The sequence below is a fragment of the Aquimarina latercula DSM 2041 genome (genome assembly GCF_000430645.1).
GTDB lineage: Bacteria > Bacteroidota > Bacteroidia > Flavobacteriales > Flavobacteriaceae > Aquimarina > Aquimarina latercula.
On sequence record NZ_AUMK01000003.1, the window covers coordinates 232,364 to 246,980 of the forward strand.

At 30.4% G+C, this 14,617-nt stretch carries 11 protein-coding genes; 6 read left to right on the plus strand and 5 right to left on the minus strand.

Annotated features, from left to right (window positions below; all coding sequences use genetic code 11):
• Window positions 1–54 precede the first annotated feature (54 nt).
• Entirely contained in the window at window positions 55–1,149 is a 1,095-nt protein-coding gene (locus H526_RS0101125; RefSeq protein WP_027391278.1) for an adenylate/guanylate cyclase domain-containing protein, read from the minus strand.
• Window positions 1,150–1,394: 245 nt separating this feature from the next.
• On the opposite strand from H526_RS0101125, the gene H526_RS28015 reads away from it, so the two are divergent.
• The 4 genes from H526_RS28015 to H526_RS30525 all read left to right on the plus strand — a co-directional run bounded on the left by H526_RS28015 (window position 1,395) and on the right by H526_RS30525 (window position 7,713).
• Complete coding sequence (locus tag H526_RS28015; protein WP_035084063.1) at window positions 1,395–2,840, plus strand: glycosyltransferase family 2 protein; 1,446 nt, start codon at window positions 1,395–1,397, stop codon at window positions 2,838–2,840.
• Window positions 2,841–3,200: 360 nt separating this feature from the next.
• Window positions 3,201–5,753, plus strand: coding sequence for a toxin-antitoxin system YwqK family antitoxin (locus H526_RS0101135; protein WP_027391279.1), 2,553 nt, complete (start codon window positions 3,201–3,203; stop codon window positions 5,751–5,753).
• A 100-nt stretch (window positions 5,754–5,853) separates the two neighbouring features.
• Window positions 5,854–6,876: a tetratricopeptide repeat protein gene (locus H526_RS0101140; RefSeq protein ID WP_027391280.1), complete on the plus strand. Its 1,023-nt coding sequence runs from the start codon at window positions 5,854–5,856 to the stop codon at window positions 6,874–6,876.
• Window positions 6,877–6,975: 99 nt separating this feature from the next.
• Window positions 6,976–7,713, plus strand: a complete 738-nt coding sequence (locus H526_RS30525) for a YARHG domain-containing protein (protein WP_081415522.1) — start codon at window positions 6,976–6,978, stop codon at window positions 7,711–7,713.
• A gap of 64 nt (window positions 7,714–7,777) precedes the next feature.
• On the opposite strand, the gene H526_RS0101150 is transcribed toward H526_RS30525, so the two are convergent.
• Both H526_RS0101150 and H526_RS0101155 read right to left on the minus strand, forming a co-directional pair.
• On the minus strand, window positions 7,778–8,494 hold the full coding sequence (locus tag H526_RS0101150) for a LytR/AlgR family response regulator transcription factor (RefSeq protein ID WP_027391282.1): 717 nt from the start codon (window positions 8,492–8,494) through the stop codon (window positions 7,778–7,780).
• An 18-nt stretch (window positions 8,495–8,512) separates the two neighbouring features.
• Window positions 8,513–9,553 carry a sensor histidine kinase gene (locus tag H526_RS0101155; protein WP_027391283.1) on the minus strand — a complete coding sequence of 347 codons (1,041 nt, stop codon included), beginning with the start codon at window positions 9,551–9,553 and terminating at the stop codon, window positions 8,513–8,515.
• Between the two features lie 207 nt (window positions 9,554–9,760).
• On the opposite strand from H526_RS0101155, the gene H526_RS0101160 reads away from it, so the two are divergent.
• Complete coding sequence (locus tag H526_RS0101160) at window positions 9,761–10,630, plus strand: DUF5694 domain-containing protein (RefSeq protein ID WP_027391284.1); 870 nt, start codon at window positions 9,761–9,763, stop codon at window positions 10,628–10,630.
• 109 nt (window positions 10,631–10,739) lie between these two features.
• On the opposite strand, the gene H526_RS0101165 is transcribed toward H526_RS0101160, so the two are convergent.
• Together H526_RS0101165 and H526_RS0101170 are read right to left on the minus strand one after the other, a co-directional pair.
• On the minus strand, window positions 10,740–11,489 hold the full coding sequence (locus H526_RS0101165; RefSeq protein WP_027391285.1) for an acyl-CoA desaturase: 750 nt from the start codon (window positions 11,487–11,489) through the stop codon (window positions 10,740–10,742).
• Window positions 11,490–11,739: 250 nt separating this feature from the next.
• Complete coding sequence (locus H526_RS0101170) at window positions 11,740–12,255, minus strand: hypothetical protein (protein ID WP_027391286.1); 516 nt, start codon at window positions 12,253–12,255, stop codon at window positions 11,740–11,742.
• 301 nt (window positions 12,256–12,556) lie between these two features.
• Between H526_RS0101170 and H526_RS0101175 the strand changes: the two genes are divergently transcribed.
• Window positions 12,557–14,143 carry a phytoene desaturase family protein gene (locus H526_RS0101175; protein ID WP_027391287.1) on the plus strand — a complete coding sequence of 529 codons (1,587 nt, stop codon included), beginning with the start codon at window positions 12,557–12,559 and terminating at the stop codon, window positions 14,141–14,143.
• Window positions 14,144–14,617 lie beyond the last annotated feature (474 nt).

Below are 14,617 nucleotides of genomic sequence, written 5' to 3' on the forward strand. Positions count from 1 at the left end.
TTATTAGAAGAAAAAAGATTTTAAAATGGTTTTAAAACACTCTTTTTTAGGTGCTTAATTAGGTTGTAGGTTTTTGCTAATCGTGTGGATATTGACTTCTTTTTGTTTTCCTTTTAATAAAACACTCCCTAAGAATGTAGTAGATAAGCTAGAATTAATGCTTAGATCTTGTAATAACTCTTCAGAAATAAGAAGCTTCACTTTATGATTATTACATTCTGCCTGTATCCGAGCTGATGTATTAATTACATCCCCATGATAGGCTATTTCTTTTTTGATTACTCCTACTTCTGTAACCATGAGTTTACCGCCGTGTAATCCAGCTTTAAATTCTGGAATTACACCGTACTTTTCTTCATAGTAGTCAGCTTTACTTTGTTTTTTTTGTTGAAATGCAAAAAATAGGGATACACAATTATTATTTGCTAATCCTTTTTTATAGGGCCAGCTCAATACTGCTTCATCTCCTACATATTGGTATATTTCTGCTTCATGTTTAGGAACAACAGTGTTTAGATCATAAAAACAATCTTGTATAAACTGACTGTATTTAAAATGTCCTAATTTTTCTGCGATAGTGGTAGAATCTTTAAGATCCAGAAACATAAAAATGCGCTTCTCTTCTTGTGGGTTCTTATATTTACCTAGAAGCATCTTTATAAAAACACCTCTACCAAATTTTTCAGTTGCAATCTTTATAAATGAAAAAACAAAAGACACCATCACTATATAAAGTATAGTAGCCCAAAATGATTTGTTTTCTTTCCACCAACCTCTATCGGTATCTAAATTAAGATTATAGATGTCTGAAAAAATATCCATAATAATCGTAAATATGATAACGGTAGTAATAAAGTAAAATAAGGTTCTAACGATTAGGTTATATACCAATGATATTTTATTAGAAGTATATTTATCAAATATCAGATCGATGGTAGCATATACAATCCCGATTAGCATTCCAATACTAGAAAAACCCATTAATGCACGTATTGTACCGGTATACCCTCGATATTCTGGAATCATATAGATACCCTCTTCCTCATCAATACCATAATATCTAAATATAGAAAAGAATCCCATGGCTAAGGACCAAAAGAGAACGGATTGCCATAATAAACGCAGGTATTTTTTGATATTTCTGTTCATTTACAAAACAAATGAGATTAGAGAATACTCTAACAAAAATAACTAAATCTTATAAGGCATCCTATAATGAATATAAGGAAGTGAAATCTTAGATAAAATTGTAGAAAATAATGTGGTAAAAATACACAACTGTGTAAGATATACACACTTTTGTTTTTTGGTATTATTCTTAAACCACTGTTATTCAGTAGTGTTTGTGAATGGTATCAATTTTGGTTTTCCAGTGTGGTAACAAAAAAAACATTATGGAGATATCAAGAACAATAGAAATGACAGAAACACCGATAGTGGGAAACTCATTCGGTAATCGAATGAAGAATATGGTCTTAAACGGATCTTCTTCGTTTGTATTGCTAATCACTTTTTTATTATTATTTGGAGCTACATCGTTATTCTATTTTTTGCACCCTTATTTTGAACAAATTCGTTTAGAAAGAATGAATACTGTTTGGGGAATAAGTTTAATGATAGCTGGTATTTCTTTGTTATTGATTAAAGTAAGTTTTCTTGGTTATATATTATATCTGTATCTACGCTATCAAACCACTGATATTGTATCTGATAAAGAATTACCATTATGTACTGTAATTGTTCCCGCTTATAATGAAGGAGAATTGGTATATAAAACACTTCATAGTTTAGCTAAAAGTGATTATCCAATCGAGAAGTTACAGATTATTTCTATTGATGATGGGAGCCAGGATGATACTTGGGATTGGATGAAAAAAGCAAAAAATGAATTAGGAAATAGAGTTTCTATCTATCAGCAACCTGAGAACAGAGGGAAAAGACATGCCTTGTACAGAGGATTTAATTTAGGAATGGGTGATGTTTTTATTACTGTTGATAGTGATTCTATTGTAAAAGAAGATACGTTACGTGTAATGGCTTCGCCTTTTGTTACTAATGAATCTTGTGGGGCAGTAGCTGGTAATGTAAAAGTATTAAATAGCGACAAAGCGTTAATCCCAAGAATGCTTAATGTAAGCTTTGCATTTAGTTTTGAGTTTATACGTTCTGCACAGAGTGCTATTGGATCTGTATTATGTACTCCAGGAGCTTTATCTGCGTATCGCAGAGAAGCAGTTATGAACTGTAGAGCAGAATGGATTACTCAGACTTTTATGGGACAAGTCTCTAAAATAGGAGAAGATCGAGCAATGACTAATATGATTCTAAAACAAGGATATAATGTATTGTTTCAGCGAAAAGCATATGTGTATACGAACACTCCAGAACGTTATAAGAATTTATATAAGATGTTTATAAGATGGGAGCGTAGTAATATTAGAGAGAATATTGCTATGAGTAAATTTGCCTTTAGTAATTTTAGAGAAGGATCAAAAGCTGGTACCAGAGTTTTATTATTAAACCAATGGTTAAAAATGGTAATGGCGTATCCTGCGACTTTATTAATGGTATTTTTTATAGCTACGTATCCAGTTTTATTTTTTAGTTCTACACTAGTAAGTATCCTAATATTTTCGAGTATTCAAGCGTTCTTTTATGCTAAAAAACATAGTCTATCAGAATCTTTATGGGCGTATCCATATAGTTTATTCTATGCATTTACTTTGTTCTGGATTACACCATATGCTATAGCAACTGCTGGAAGAGGTGGATGGCTTACTCGTGACTTATCTAAGAAAGAATTAGAAAAACAACAACAGATAGTTCCTGCAGCTTCTTAACAATATTAATTACCCATTTTATTTCAATTGACCAACCATTTTATTTCCATCAAGGGTCTGAGAATTTTAACCCAAAGAAATTTACAGACCCTGAGGAGATATATTAGGTATAGGATTTAATGGATTATTAGAAAAGTAACTACACAAACTCAACTACACTTTTTTTGCTTATCAATTTAAACTATGATAATCAACCTACCAAAAAGCTCCTCTTCCCCCAATTAGAGGAGCTTTTGCTATTAAAGATATAGTGATTTCTTTTTTCAGGGTTTACAATATCCTTGTTTTCAGGGGTAGTTATTGTATCTGTGATGTTTACTTTTACATCAATAAATCGAAAGAAAAATAAGGAATTAGAGTATGAGTATTGGTAAGAAGAATATTGTATTGGTTAGTATTATTTATGTAATCTTATGTACTATAGGTTTTAAGGCTTTTGGACAGAATGATACAATTTGGTATGATAAAAATTGGAGGCTATCAATTAAAGATGATGCAGCTTTTTACCGTCCACCTGTTTCTAAGAAAGGAGAATTATATCTAGTACAGGATTATTATATAAATGGCTCTTTGCAAATGGAAGGTACATCCTCTAATGCTGCAAAGGATTTTTGGGAAGGTGTGGTAACTTGGTACGATATAAACGGAAAAGTAATACAATCTTTTACTTATGAAAATAACCGTCTAGAAGGTGATTTCATTACTTATTACAAAGATAAAAAGCTTATTGCTCAATACAAGAATGGACGTTTTGTTTCTGGAGAAGCAAATTTTAATAATGGAACTTCACAAACCTATATTGTACAGCGTGATAGTATTATGAAAGAAGTTATCTATGATACCGATATAAATGGTGTTAGGTACGAATATTTTAAAAAGAATACAGGAACCTATGTAGATGCCTATGAAACTAAATTCTATGACAATGAAGGCAAGTATATAGGAACTTCTACAAGAGATAAGACAACTGGAAGTTATGAGGGAATATTTGTTACGTATTATAGAAATCCATTTAGAGTAAAAGAAGTTAGAGATTATAAATACAAAAACGGCAGGGTAATGACTACGTATTATCCTAATGGTGTACTAAGGAATCGTTTTATAGAAGAACCGAAACAAAAAATAGAATATTTTGATAAACAGGGAAATCTATTAAATACAGTAGGAATTGAAAACCCTAATAAAAGCTGGAGTTTTATAAATGGAAAACGTATGCAGTTTTATTCGAATTACGTTTCAGAAGAAATGCATCTTATAGAATATATAGAAGAGTTCAATGAAGTAGGTGATGTGGTCTATATGGAACGTTTTCATAAAAATCAGAAGATAAAGGCGAAGATTTATTTCGAGAATAAAAATAAAAAGGAAGAGATTAATTACGATGAGCAAGGAAAACAATCCAGTAGGCTTACTTATAAAGGGTATAAACCATATCAAGGGACATTAATAGAAAAAGGTAGATCTGTTATATATGACCAAGGAGTTTTAGTAAAAGAGACTAATTTTTATCCAAAGACAAATGTTCCGTTCAGTATTTTTCAGAATAGTAAAGCTATTTTTTATGATAAAAATGGATTAGAATTGGGTCATTTGACATCTAACTCTGATGAATATATGAATGAAGAAGAAGGTACTAGATATAGAATTGATTATAAAGGAAGAATTAATTATGTATCTAAATATTCGGACGGGAATAAAACTTCTGAGAAGACTTATCGATACTTTGATAAAGATACTAGTAAGGTTGGAATCATAGAATATTTTTATGACGGTTATAAAACGTTAAAAGAAGTAACGTTTTATCACGATACGCAAAAAAAACGTTCTGTATTACTTTATAAAAAAGGAAGCAAAGCAAAGGAAATCTTCTATGATCCATCAGGCAATGAGATAGCTACTTATGATCATCAATTAAAGCAAGGAATCTTGTATAAGTATTTTAGTAATACAGATGTGGTAGAGGAATATAAGGAGATGGATAATGGTACATTAGTAAAAAGTAAAAAATATAAGAAACGCTACATGTCTAATGCTAGTAAAGAATATGAATATGTATTAATAGAAGATATAGATATAAATACAAAAGCAGTTTTTTATAAAGAAAGTGGAGAAGTGATTGCAGAGCTGTTATTTAAAGATAAAAAACCATACGAAGGAGTTGCCTACAACCATGCTAATAATTCTTATTTGACCTTTAAAAATGCCAAAAAAAATGGAGCGTATAAACGATTGAATTATTCTAATAAATTAATAGAAGAAGGGTATTATATAAATGATAAAAAAGAAGGATCATTCATTAACTATGATTATAAGGGAAATAAATTGTTTGTAAAAAAATACAAAAATGATAGATTAGAAGGAGAAACCGTTTATTATAACGATAAGGGTAAGGTAGTTAGCACACTGATATATAAAAATGGTAGCCCGTATCAAGGTAAAGAAATATTTGGAGGAGAAGAAGTATGGTACGAAAAAGGAGCAATTGTTAAAAAAGAAAAAACAACCGAAAGACAAGTAATAGTTACCAATTACATTTCTGAAAATAATCAAAATGTAGTGGTGTACAGTGCTAATAGAAAAAATAAAGAATATACATATGCAATAAAGGATTATAAATTAGATGGTAAAGTCATCAGGTATGATCTTAATGATAAGGTACTCCATACCGCTATCTTTGATAATGGAGTGATGAAATCAGGAGAGATTTTGATTAAAGAAAACTCTTATAATTTGCGCATATATGAAAAGATATTTATGAAGTTGGATCAAGATGTTTTATCAATAAAATGTTTTGATAAAGAAAAGAATATTGTGTTAGAAATTACGGAAAAAGCTAATAGCTATAAAGAGTTTCCCAATGCAGTAAAACTAGGTTTAAACCTCGGGTATCTGGGTCCGAATGTTCTTTTTTAGTACAAAACTGGAATAGGTTTTTATAAAGTAATTATAGTATATTACCAGCCAATAGAATTTAGATCACAGAATGAATATAAAAGTGTTATTAATTTTCCTAATGATTTCTATAGTCGCTTTAGGACAAAAAAAAGAATGCGATCAGTTTAGAGAAGGTTATTTTAAAATTGAAGATTCCATAACGGGAGTTTCTTTACTCCATAGATTCGGAAATAAACAAAAAGAGTATAATTCTATTTCTAAAATGAAACTCGAACTTTCTGTAGAATGGTCAGCGTGTGGTTATAAGTTAACATTAGATAAAATAGTAGACAATCCCTATGATATTGATGTGGATACACCATTTTCTATTGATGTCGCAATGTTAGAAACTACAGAAAACTCATATCTTCAAAAGAGTACATCTCCATTTTCTGATATGGTCATACAGACTAGTGTGCAACGTATTACCGAAGAAGAATATCATGAAATTTTAGCACAACAAAAAAAGATCGATAGGAGTCTTAGTATTGATGATCCCATTTTTAAAAAAGAAGTAGCCGAAAGTATGTGCAATTGCTTTTCAGAAGAGGATAAGACAAATATTGATCAAAGCTTTTTTGCCAATTGTGTTGCTAAAAGTATATTAAATCATCAAGAACAATTAATCTCGATAGCATTACAAGATACTACAGGAACTGATCCGGAGATTTTAGGAAGACGTCTTGGAGAAGAACTTGTACTAACTGTACAAAAAGATTTAATTTATGATTGTGATGAGTATTTTAATTTTTTAGACGGAATAAAAAAAGAAGGTGAGAACAATAGGTTTGCAAAGGCAAATCAAAAAATAACGGATTCTCTTTCTTATTTAATTGAAGATAATCAAGAATTATCATTGTATAGGAGTAGAGCCGAAAATTATCTAGGGCTTAGAGATTATGAAAATGCTGAAAAGGATATAGACGCATGTTTTGTTTTTGATCCTACCGATATACAGGCTAAAATGTTGTATGCATTGGTTTTAGAAGGGAAAGAAGAATATGAGAAGGCTGCTGATCAGTATATGGAGATTTCTGAAATAACGGGTAATAAATTTTTACCTATTATCGCAGAATTAACTAAAAGAAAGGCTAAAATGTAATTGTTTTTTCATCCATTGATTAAACATAAATTTCAGATATAGAGTGATTTGACTACAAATAGTATATTTGTAATACCAACTAAAACCAATCACTTTTTTATGAAAAATTACATACTCTTAGTTCTAGTTTTATGCTCTATGACTATAAAGGCACAACTAGAAGACTGCTCTGATTGTGCTACAATTGCGTATGCATCAAAAGACATATCCAAAAATAGTTTGTATCAATTACAACTATTACGAAATGAGATTTTTGCTAGACATCAATATATTTTTAAAGATGAACGTTTGTTAGAACATTTTCAGGAATATTTGTGGTACCAACCAGATTATAATAATCCTGCCGAAATTACTTTAAATGATATAGAAAATACCAACATAGCTCTTTTTAAGGCAGCAGAAAACCGAATTAAGAAAAAACGACAAAGACTGTTTGCAGAATTAAGTGAGTTAAAAAGAGTACTCAGACAAAAAGATACTATTACTATTAATATGTTTTTGGATGATGGTTTATCGGATGGAGCGAACAAAGAAGGAGCTATAGATGAGTTGAATGCTATTTTTTCTAAAATAAACTTAAAAGATGTTAACTGGTATAGAGATACTGCTATATACAGTGTATCGACAGATAATGGATTTTTAATAAGTAAAACAGAATTACTTATAGATGGTAACAAAGTTACGCTTAGTAGAGGTGATCTGGAACATTCAGAAATAATGAAAAAGCCATTTAAATATGGAAGCGATTATTACTCGGAAAGTGAATATAGTTCCCTCTGGGTATTTACATTTGATGGTCAAAAATTAAGATTGGTAGAACATCTTGTTGCTGGATAAACATACAAGAAATAGAGCGCTACAGTCTTTATACAGAAGGATAAAATTAATACGATTTTATCCGTTAGAGTTGATGATTGTCAATAGTCTCAAAAAATGATTTTCTGTACGTATTTCCAATAGGGAGTTCTGTATTCTGGATCCAAATCGTATCATTATTTATTTTATCAATATGCTTGATAGAAATGATGTATGATTTATGGATTTGTATAAAATTAGATGATGGTAGTGTTTCCTTAAAATGTTTTAATGTGTTATAAGTAATGATTTGTTGGTCTTTTAGATGGATAGCAATGTAGTTTTTTAAACTTTCTATAAATATAATATCTTGTAAAAATACCTTGGCATACTTATTCTTTCCGTCGGTTTTAAAAAAGAAAAATTCATCATTATTAGTTGGATTAACTATAGTATCCGAATTATTTGTAGCTTTTATCTTGGAGACTGCGGTATAAAAGCGTTCAAACTCAATAGGCTTAAGTAAATAATCTAAAGCGGCAACTTCATAACTATCTAAAGCGAATTGAGGATAAGCGGTAGAGAAAATAATTTTGGTTCTTTTATTGATAATTTTTGACAATTGAATTCCAGTAATTTCTGGCATTTGTATATCCAGAAAAACTAGATCTACAGATGCACCTTCTAAATATTTTAATCCCTCTAATGGATTTGTAAACGTATCTTTTACCTCTAAAAAAGATACCTTACCACAATATTTCTCTAACAACCTAATCGCTGCTGGTTCATCGTCAATAATTACACAAGTAAATTGGTCTTTCATTAATAAGTTGTTATACGTTTAGAGTTCAAGTTGCAGGTATGCCTCAAACTGGTTTTCAGTTTTTTGATGTTCTAAAATAAAACTATCCTTATAGATAACCTCTAATCTTTGTTTAATATTTTTAGTACCTATGCCTTGTTCCGTATATGTATCAGAAGTATTAATGTAGTTTTTCGTTTTTAACTCTAACGTATGATCGCTGATCACTAATGTAATATTAGCCGGGCGGTTTTTGTCATTGATGATTCCATGCTTACATACATTTTCTATAAAATGTATTAGGATAAGAGATGGAATTTTTTGATTATGTACAAAACCATCTATATGCAATTGCACATGGAAATTATCCTCATACCTGCGTTTAAAGAAATATAAATAATCTTCAATAAAGGTTATTTCTTTATTTATAGAAGTGAAATCTTCGTTTGTTTCATAGGTAACATATCTCAATAATTTAGATAGTTTTAAAATATCACTGGCCGTTTTAGGTTTGTCTTCATATAGTTCTTCATAAAAGTTATTTAAGGTATTAAATAAAAAATGAGGACTTATCTGTGATTTAAGTACAGAGAGTTTTGCTTTTTCTTGCTCGATTTGTAATTGATGTATTTCTTCTTTGTTTTCATTGTATCTAAAAAATAAACACACAACAGCACTAACCAAACAGACTCTTAAGGTATAATAAAAAGAATCCCAAGCGTAGTTGCTAATAAGTTCTGACATAGGAACATTAAAAAAGTAATTATGTCTGCCTGTGATATTATATAAGATGATTTCTTCTAAAAAGAAACGCAGGCCTGCAAATAATAAAATCATCCCTATGAATGCTAAGAAGTATTGAAGGTATTTTTTCTTAAATAGAAATTTAGGAACACTATATATATAATTTATAATATACACTGTTAATAGTGATATAGTAAATGTGGTTTTAAATAAAAATAAAGTAAAGCTCGAAGAAAAAACATCTTTATCAAAAATGATATAATCTCCAAGTACATCTAGGATAATTATTGCCAATACAATTAATAGGTTGTATAGAAACTCTTTTTTAGTATTCATACTCCAAAAGTAGTTTTAAATACGATTCCTTTTATTCAATTAGTATGAACAATTCTTTTTATAGGATGAACTATAGTTTTTGTTATACAAAAACCTATGTTTTATAATATGTAAGGTTTATAAAATAATAAAAGGTGTTCGTGTAAAATTCCTATTGCACCAGCGTTAAGGCCGTAACATTGTATTGAATTTAATAAATCATATATAATGAAATACAGTCTATTATTACTTATCAGCATTAGCATCACTTTATTTACTACTAAAATGGCAGCTCAGGAAATCTCTAAGGAGAATGAAGGAATTCTTAAACCATATGAAAGTTATTATCCAAAACAGAAAACGAAAGTGCTAGTTGTAGGTACATTCCATTTTTCATACCCAGGTCTGGATTATACCAAAACCAATGATGATGATAAAATCGATGTGCTAAAAGAACCTAAAAAGTCAGAGGTAGAAGAGTTAGTGGCTTATATCAAAAGGTTTAAACCTACAAAAGTTGCCATAGAGGCAAAACCAGATTGGGGGATGGATAAAAAATACGAAGAGTATAAAGCAGGGAAACATAGAGATGTAAGAAACGAGAGTTACCAACTAGGAATGCGAATTGCAAATGATTTTAAGTTAGCCAAGATTTATTCTGTGGATGCTACTACGTTTAGCTCAGAATTAGAAAAGAAATACCCTAAAATGATGAAAGAATTGACGGAAGGGTATGATTTTCAATCTGATGATCCTTTTACGAAAATGACGCAGAAATCCTTCAATGAGTCCACTAAATTTCCTTCTAAAGTAAAAATCCTTGATTTTTTCAAATATATGAATACAGTAGAAGGACATAGACATAATTATGGCTCTTATCTTGTGGGCGATTTTAAACTTGATAACAATCGAGGAGCCGATTTTTTATCCATATGGTGGTATAATAGGAACTTAAGAATATTTAGAAAAATACAACAGATAGAGCAAACTAAAGAAGATAGAATATTACTCATCGTAGGAAACGGACATGCCTCTGTATTAAGGCATTTATTCGAGTATTCACCAGAGTATGATTTTATAGAATTTAGTAGTCTGTAGTTTTTATATGAAGACACTTAGTACTAATAAAACAAAAATATCGAGCGTTACAAGCTCGATATTTTTGTTTTATTTGAGTGTGTTTTAAAGCTACTAACTTTATTGTCAATTATTGTTTCGTCGTTACTGCACTCTTCTTTAATTTAATAATGCCTAACGTGTTTAATAACAGCATTATATAATAAGTAGGATCTATTTCATGCCATCGTACACCACCAAAGTTAGCTCTACCACTATATTTATGATGGTTATTATGATAACCCTCTCCCATCATTAAGAAATCAATAGGGAGTAAGTTTTTAGAGGTATTATCCACTTTAAAATTAGTATATCCAACAATATGACCAAACCAATTAATAATAACTCCGTGTATAGGTGCCATAAAGAATGCTATTGGAAGAAATAACCAATGCCACCAAGCGGTAGCAAAAAAATAAAAGAATACAGTGTATCCTAATCCCCATGCGATTCTAGAAAAATTAGAGCTAGCAAACGTATCAAATGATTTCCATTGAGGAGTGTTTTTGGTGAATTTTGTATCTAAAGAAATTCGCTCATTATTGATATCTTGATATATATTTTTAGTTCGCCACATCATGCTGAACATATTACTATCATACTTTGGAGAATGCGGATCTTTTTCGGTATCCACAAATGCGTGATGCATACGATGCATGACACCATAACCATATGCACTTAGATAATTAGATCCCTGACATACCCAAGTTAGAAAAAAACACATTTTTTCTGTAAAATTAGACATGGTAAATGTTTGGTGTGCTGCGTATCTATGTAAAAAGAAACTTTGAAAAAATAAACCTGTATACCATAATACAAGCATAAAAATAAGAATAGCCATTTTTAATTTAGAGTTGAGTTTGTAATCATTTATGATCCACCATTATCTGGTTTAGTGAGATGGGTGCAAAAGTACATATACTTATAAGATGTATTTAGCTATATGTTGGTTTATTTTTAGGGAAAACTAAAATTGATTCTTAAAAGCCGTGGTTTGGTATTTTAATTAGGTAATTAGAATCGATTGATCGTTAGTACAAATAATAAACCAGATCCCATAAGAACCTGGTTTAATTGTATAATCAATTGTTTTATCTATATACAGAATACTGTATAACACAAGAATTGTTTTGTCTGTCATTACACTCAAAATAGATGATATCAGCATCTACAAAAGCAGCTCCTCCAGAACCAACAATTTGTGACACTTGAGCTTGTAAATCGTCTTGATAATGATCAAGGTTAATATCGCTGTCACCATCAACGTAATATACCATACTTCTAAAGTACGTATTTACTACATTAGATGGAGGCCAGTTTCTGGTATACGTAGTGCACTCACGTACATATCTTTCGAATTCTGAAGAAGCATTATCCGAACACCCTTCATCGCCACTTAATGTGCAATTAGCTTTTTCGATAGTTGTAGGGATTTTACTTAATTCTTCAGGTGTAGCAATACGTTGTTCTTCTGTACCAACAAGATCAAAGATAGCTGTTCTGTCTACAGATTCCGCTGATTCATTAAGATCTGTATCGTCGCTACAGGAAACGATTGTTAATGTTAGAAATAATACGCCCAATAATGATTTAAAAAGTGATTTCATTGTAATATATTTAAGGTTAAAAGTTGAAATAAAAGTAAACAACAGTACCTAAAAAATATGATTATTACTTTTTAAGAAATCGTAAATAATATGATGTGTTTTTAGGGGAATTTTTAACTTTTTTTAATGTTTAGTTAAGGTGCAAATAACATAAAGAATAATAACAGCAGGAAACAGTGATATTCTTGTTTTACATATTGATTATTAGTATGTTGTGTTTTTAAGAAATAATCATTTTGAAGTTTATCAAGTATCGTATTAAGATTCTTCTTAGATTTGATATTCAACCAAAAACCAATATATGATTCAGTCCTATAAACAACGTCCTAAATTAGAAGATAAGTATGATGCTATTATTATAGGATCTGGTATGGGAAGTTTAACAGTAGGAGCTATTTTGGCTAAAGAAGGTAAAAAGGTTCTTATTTTAGAACGTCATTATACGGCTGGTGGTTTTACACATATATTTAAACGCAAAGGATATGAGTGGGATGTAGGTATTCATTATATTGGAGGAGTACAGCAAGAGAATAGCCCTATTAGAAAGTTGTTTGATTATGTTTCTAACGGTAAATTAGCATGGGCCGATATGGGAGAAGTATATGATCGTATTATTATTGGCGATAGATCGTATGATTTTGTAAAAGGTGTTGAGAATTTTAGAAATAAAATACTAAGTTATTTCCCAGATGAAGAAAATGCAATTGATACTTATATTGATTTAGTTTTTAAATCAAATAAGGCAATGGGAGCTTTTTACAAAGAAAAAGCACTGCCTGGCTTTTTACGCTTTTTGATTGGAGGTTTCCTAAAAAGACCATACTTGAAATATGCAGATCAAACCACATATCAAGTATTAAGTAAGCTTACTAAAAATGAAGAATTAATTAAAGTACTGTCTGCTCAATATGGTGATTATGGATTGCCTCCAAAACAAAGTAGCTTTGCAATGCATGCTTCTGTTGCTAGACATTATTTTGGAGGAGGTAATTTTCCGGTTGGAGGTTCCTCTAAAATAGTGGAAACAATAGATCCTGTAATAGAATCTTCTTTAGGAACTATTCTGATTAATGCTGAGGTAGATGAAGTGATTATTGAGAATAATAGGGCAAAAGGAGTAAGAATGATAGATGGTAAGGAGTTTTATGCGGATACAATTATTAGCGGTACTGGAGTTTTTAATACTTTCGAAAAATTAATTCCTACCTCTATTAGTACCAAGTTAGGACTATTAGAACAATTACAGAAAGTTACACCTTCGGTATCTCACGCTTGTTTATATATGGGTTTTAAGAGTTCTCCCAAAGAATTAGAATTACCAAAGACTAATTTTTGGATATATCCAAATGATGGAGATCACGATACGTGCGTAGATCGTTACCTAAAAGATGAAATAGCTCCTTTTCCAGTAGTTTATGTTTCATTTCCTTCTGCTAAAGATCCCGATTGGTCCAATAGATATCCTGGACGTAGCACGATTGATATTATAACTTTGGTACCATATGAAACTGTTTCGCAATGGAAAGATACTAGATGGATGAAACGAGGAGAGGATTATGAAACTTGGAAAGAACAGATATCTCAGCGTTTAATGAAGGAACTTTTTAAACAACTTCCACATTTAGAAGGACAGGTAGATCATTACGAACTTTCTACACCTTTAAGTACACAACATTTTGTGAATTATAAAAATGGAGAAATCTATGGAATTGATCATACACCTGATCGTTTTCGTCAGAAGTTTTTACAACCCAGAACACCTATCAAAGGATTATATCTAACAGGGCAGGATATTGTTACAGCTGGTGTTGGTGGTGCTTTATTTGCAGGAGTTGTTACGGCATCTGCAGTTACAGGTACAAATTTTAAGAATAAGATTTTTGTATAGGTAGACATGCTACCACAGAATTAATTCACTTTGGCATGCAATTAGTTCAAGGAAATAAGATGTTAGATCACTTGATTTCAGTGGTTTTCAATTAACTTACGTTTTATGATTAATATAGATATACTAGTTATGATCGTTCAGGAAATATAGCAGGTAAAAAGTAAAAACTGCTGGAGAGAAGATATAATTATATGCCTTTTTAGACCTAACTACTAATAATCTTAATTTTTAATACACTTTCCAATAGATTCTTATTTCTTATAGAATTTATCCAGCAACTTCAGTAATTAGGTAGGATAAACACCCTATTTAATTATTCAATATGGTTGTTCTCTTAACTCGAATAATATGTAATTTGATGAACAAATATTGACTTACAAGGGTAACAAATCACTCTTCTATGATACATACATAAACTATGAGTCATATTTCTTTAGATAAAAGAGTTATGTCTTTAGTTCTAACAATAACTAA

Excerpts from the sequence above, each read along its gene's own strand:
- H526_RS0101170 (WP_027391286.1), bottom strand. The coding sequence starts at position 12,255 with ATGAAATCACTTTTTAAATCATTATTGGGCGTATTATTTCTAACATTA.
- H526_RS30525 (WP_081415522.1), top strand. The coding sequence starts at position 6,976 with ATGAAAAATTACATACTCTTAGTTCTAGTTTTATGCTCTATGACTATA.
- H526_RS0101160 (WP_027391284.1), top strand. The coding sequence starts at position 9,761 with ATGAAATACAGTCTATTATTACTTATCAGCATTAGCATCACTTTATTT.
- H526_RS0101150 (WP_027391282.1), bottom strand. The coding sequence starts at position 8,494 with ATGAAAGACCAATTTACTTGTGTAATTATTGACGATGAACCAGCAGCG.
- H526_RS28015 (WP_035084063.1), top strand. The coding sequence starts at position 1,395 with ATGGAGATATCAAGAACAATAGAAATGACAGAAACACCGATAGTGGGA.
- H526_RS0101155 (WP_027391283.1), bottom strand. The coding sequence starts at position 9,553 with ATGAATACTAAAAAAGAGTTTCTATACAACCTATTAATTGTATTGGCA.
- H526_RS0101125 (WP_027391278.1), bottom strand. The coding sequence starts at position 1,149 with ATGAACAGAAATATCAAAAAATACCTGCGTTTATTATGGCAATCCGTT.
- H526_RS0101140 (WP_027391280.1), top strand. The coding sequence starts at position 5,854 with ATGATTTCTATAGTCGCTTTAGGACAAAAAAAAGAATGCGATCAGTTT.
- H526_RS0101165 (WP_027391285.1), bottom strand. The coding sequence starts at position 11,489 with ATGGCTATTCTTATTTTTATGCTTGTATTATGGTATACAGGTTTATTT.
- H526_RS0101135 (WP_027391279.1), top strand. The coding sequence starts at position 3,201 with ATGAGTATTGGTAAGAAGAATATTGTATTGGTTAGTATTATTTATGTA.
- H526_RS0101175 (WP_027391287.1), top strand. The coding sequence starts at position 12,557 with ATGATTCAGTCCTATAAACAACGTCCTAAATTAGAAGATAAGTATGAT.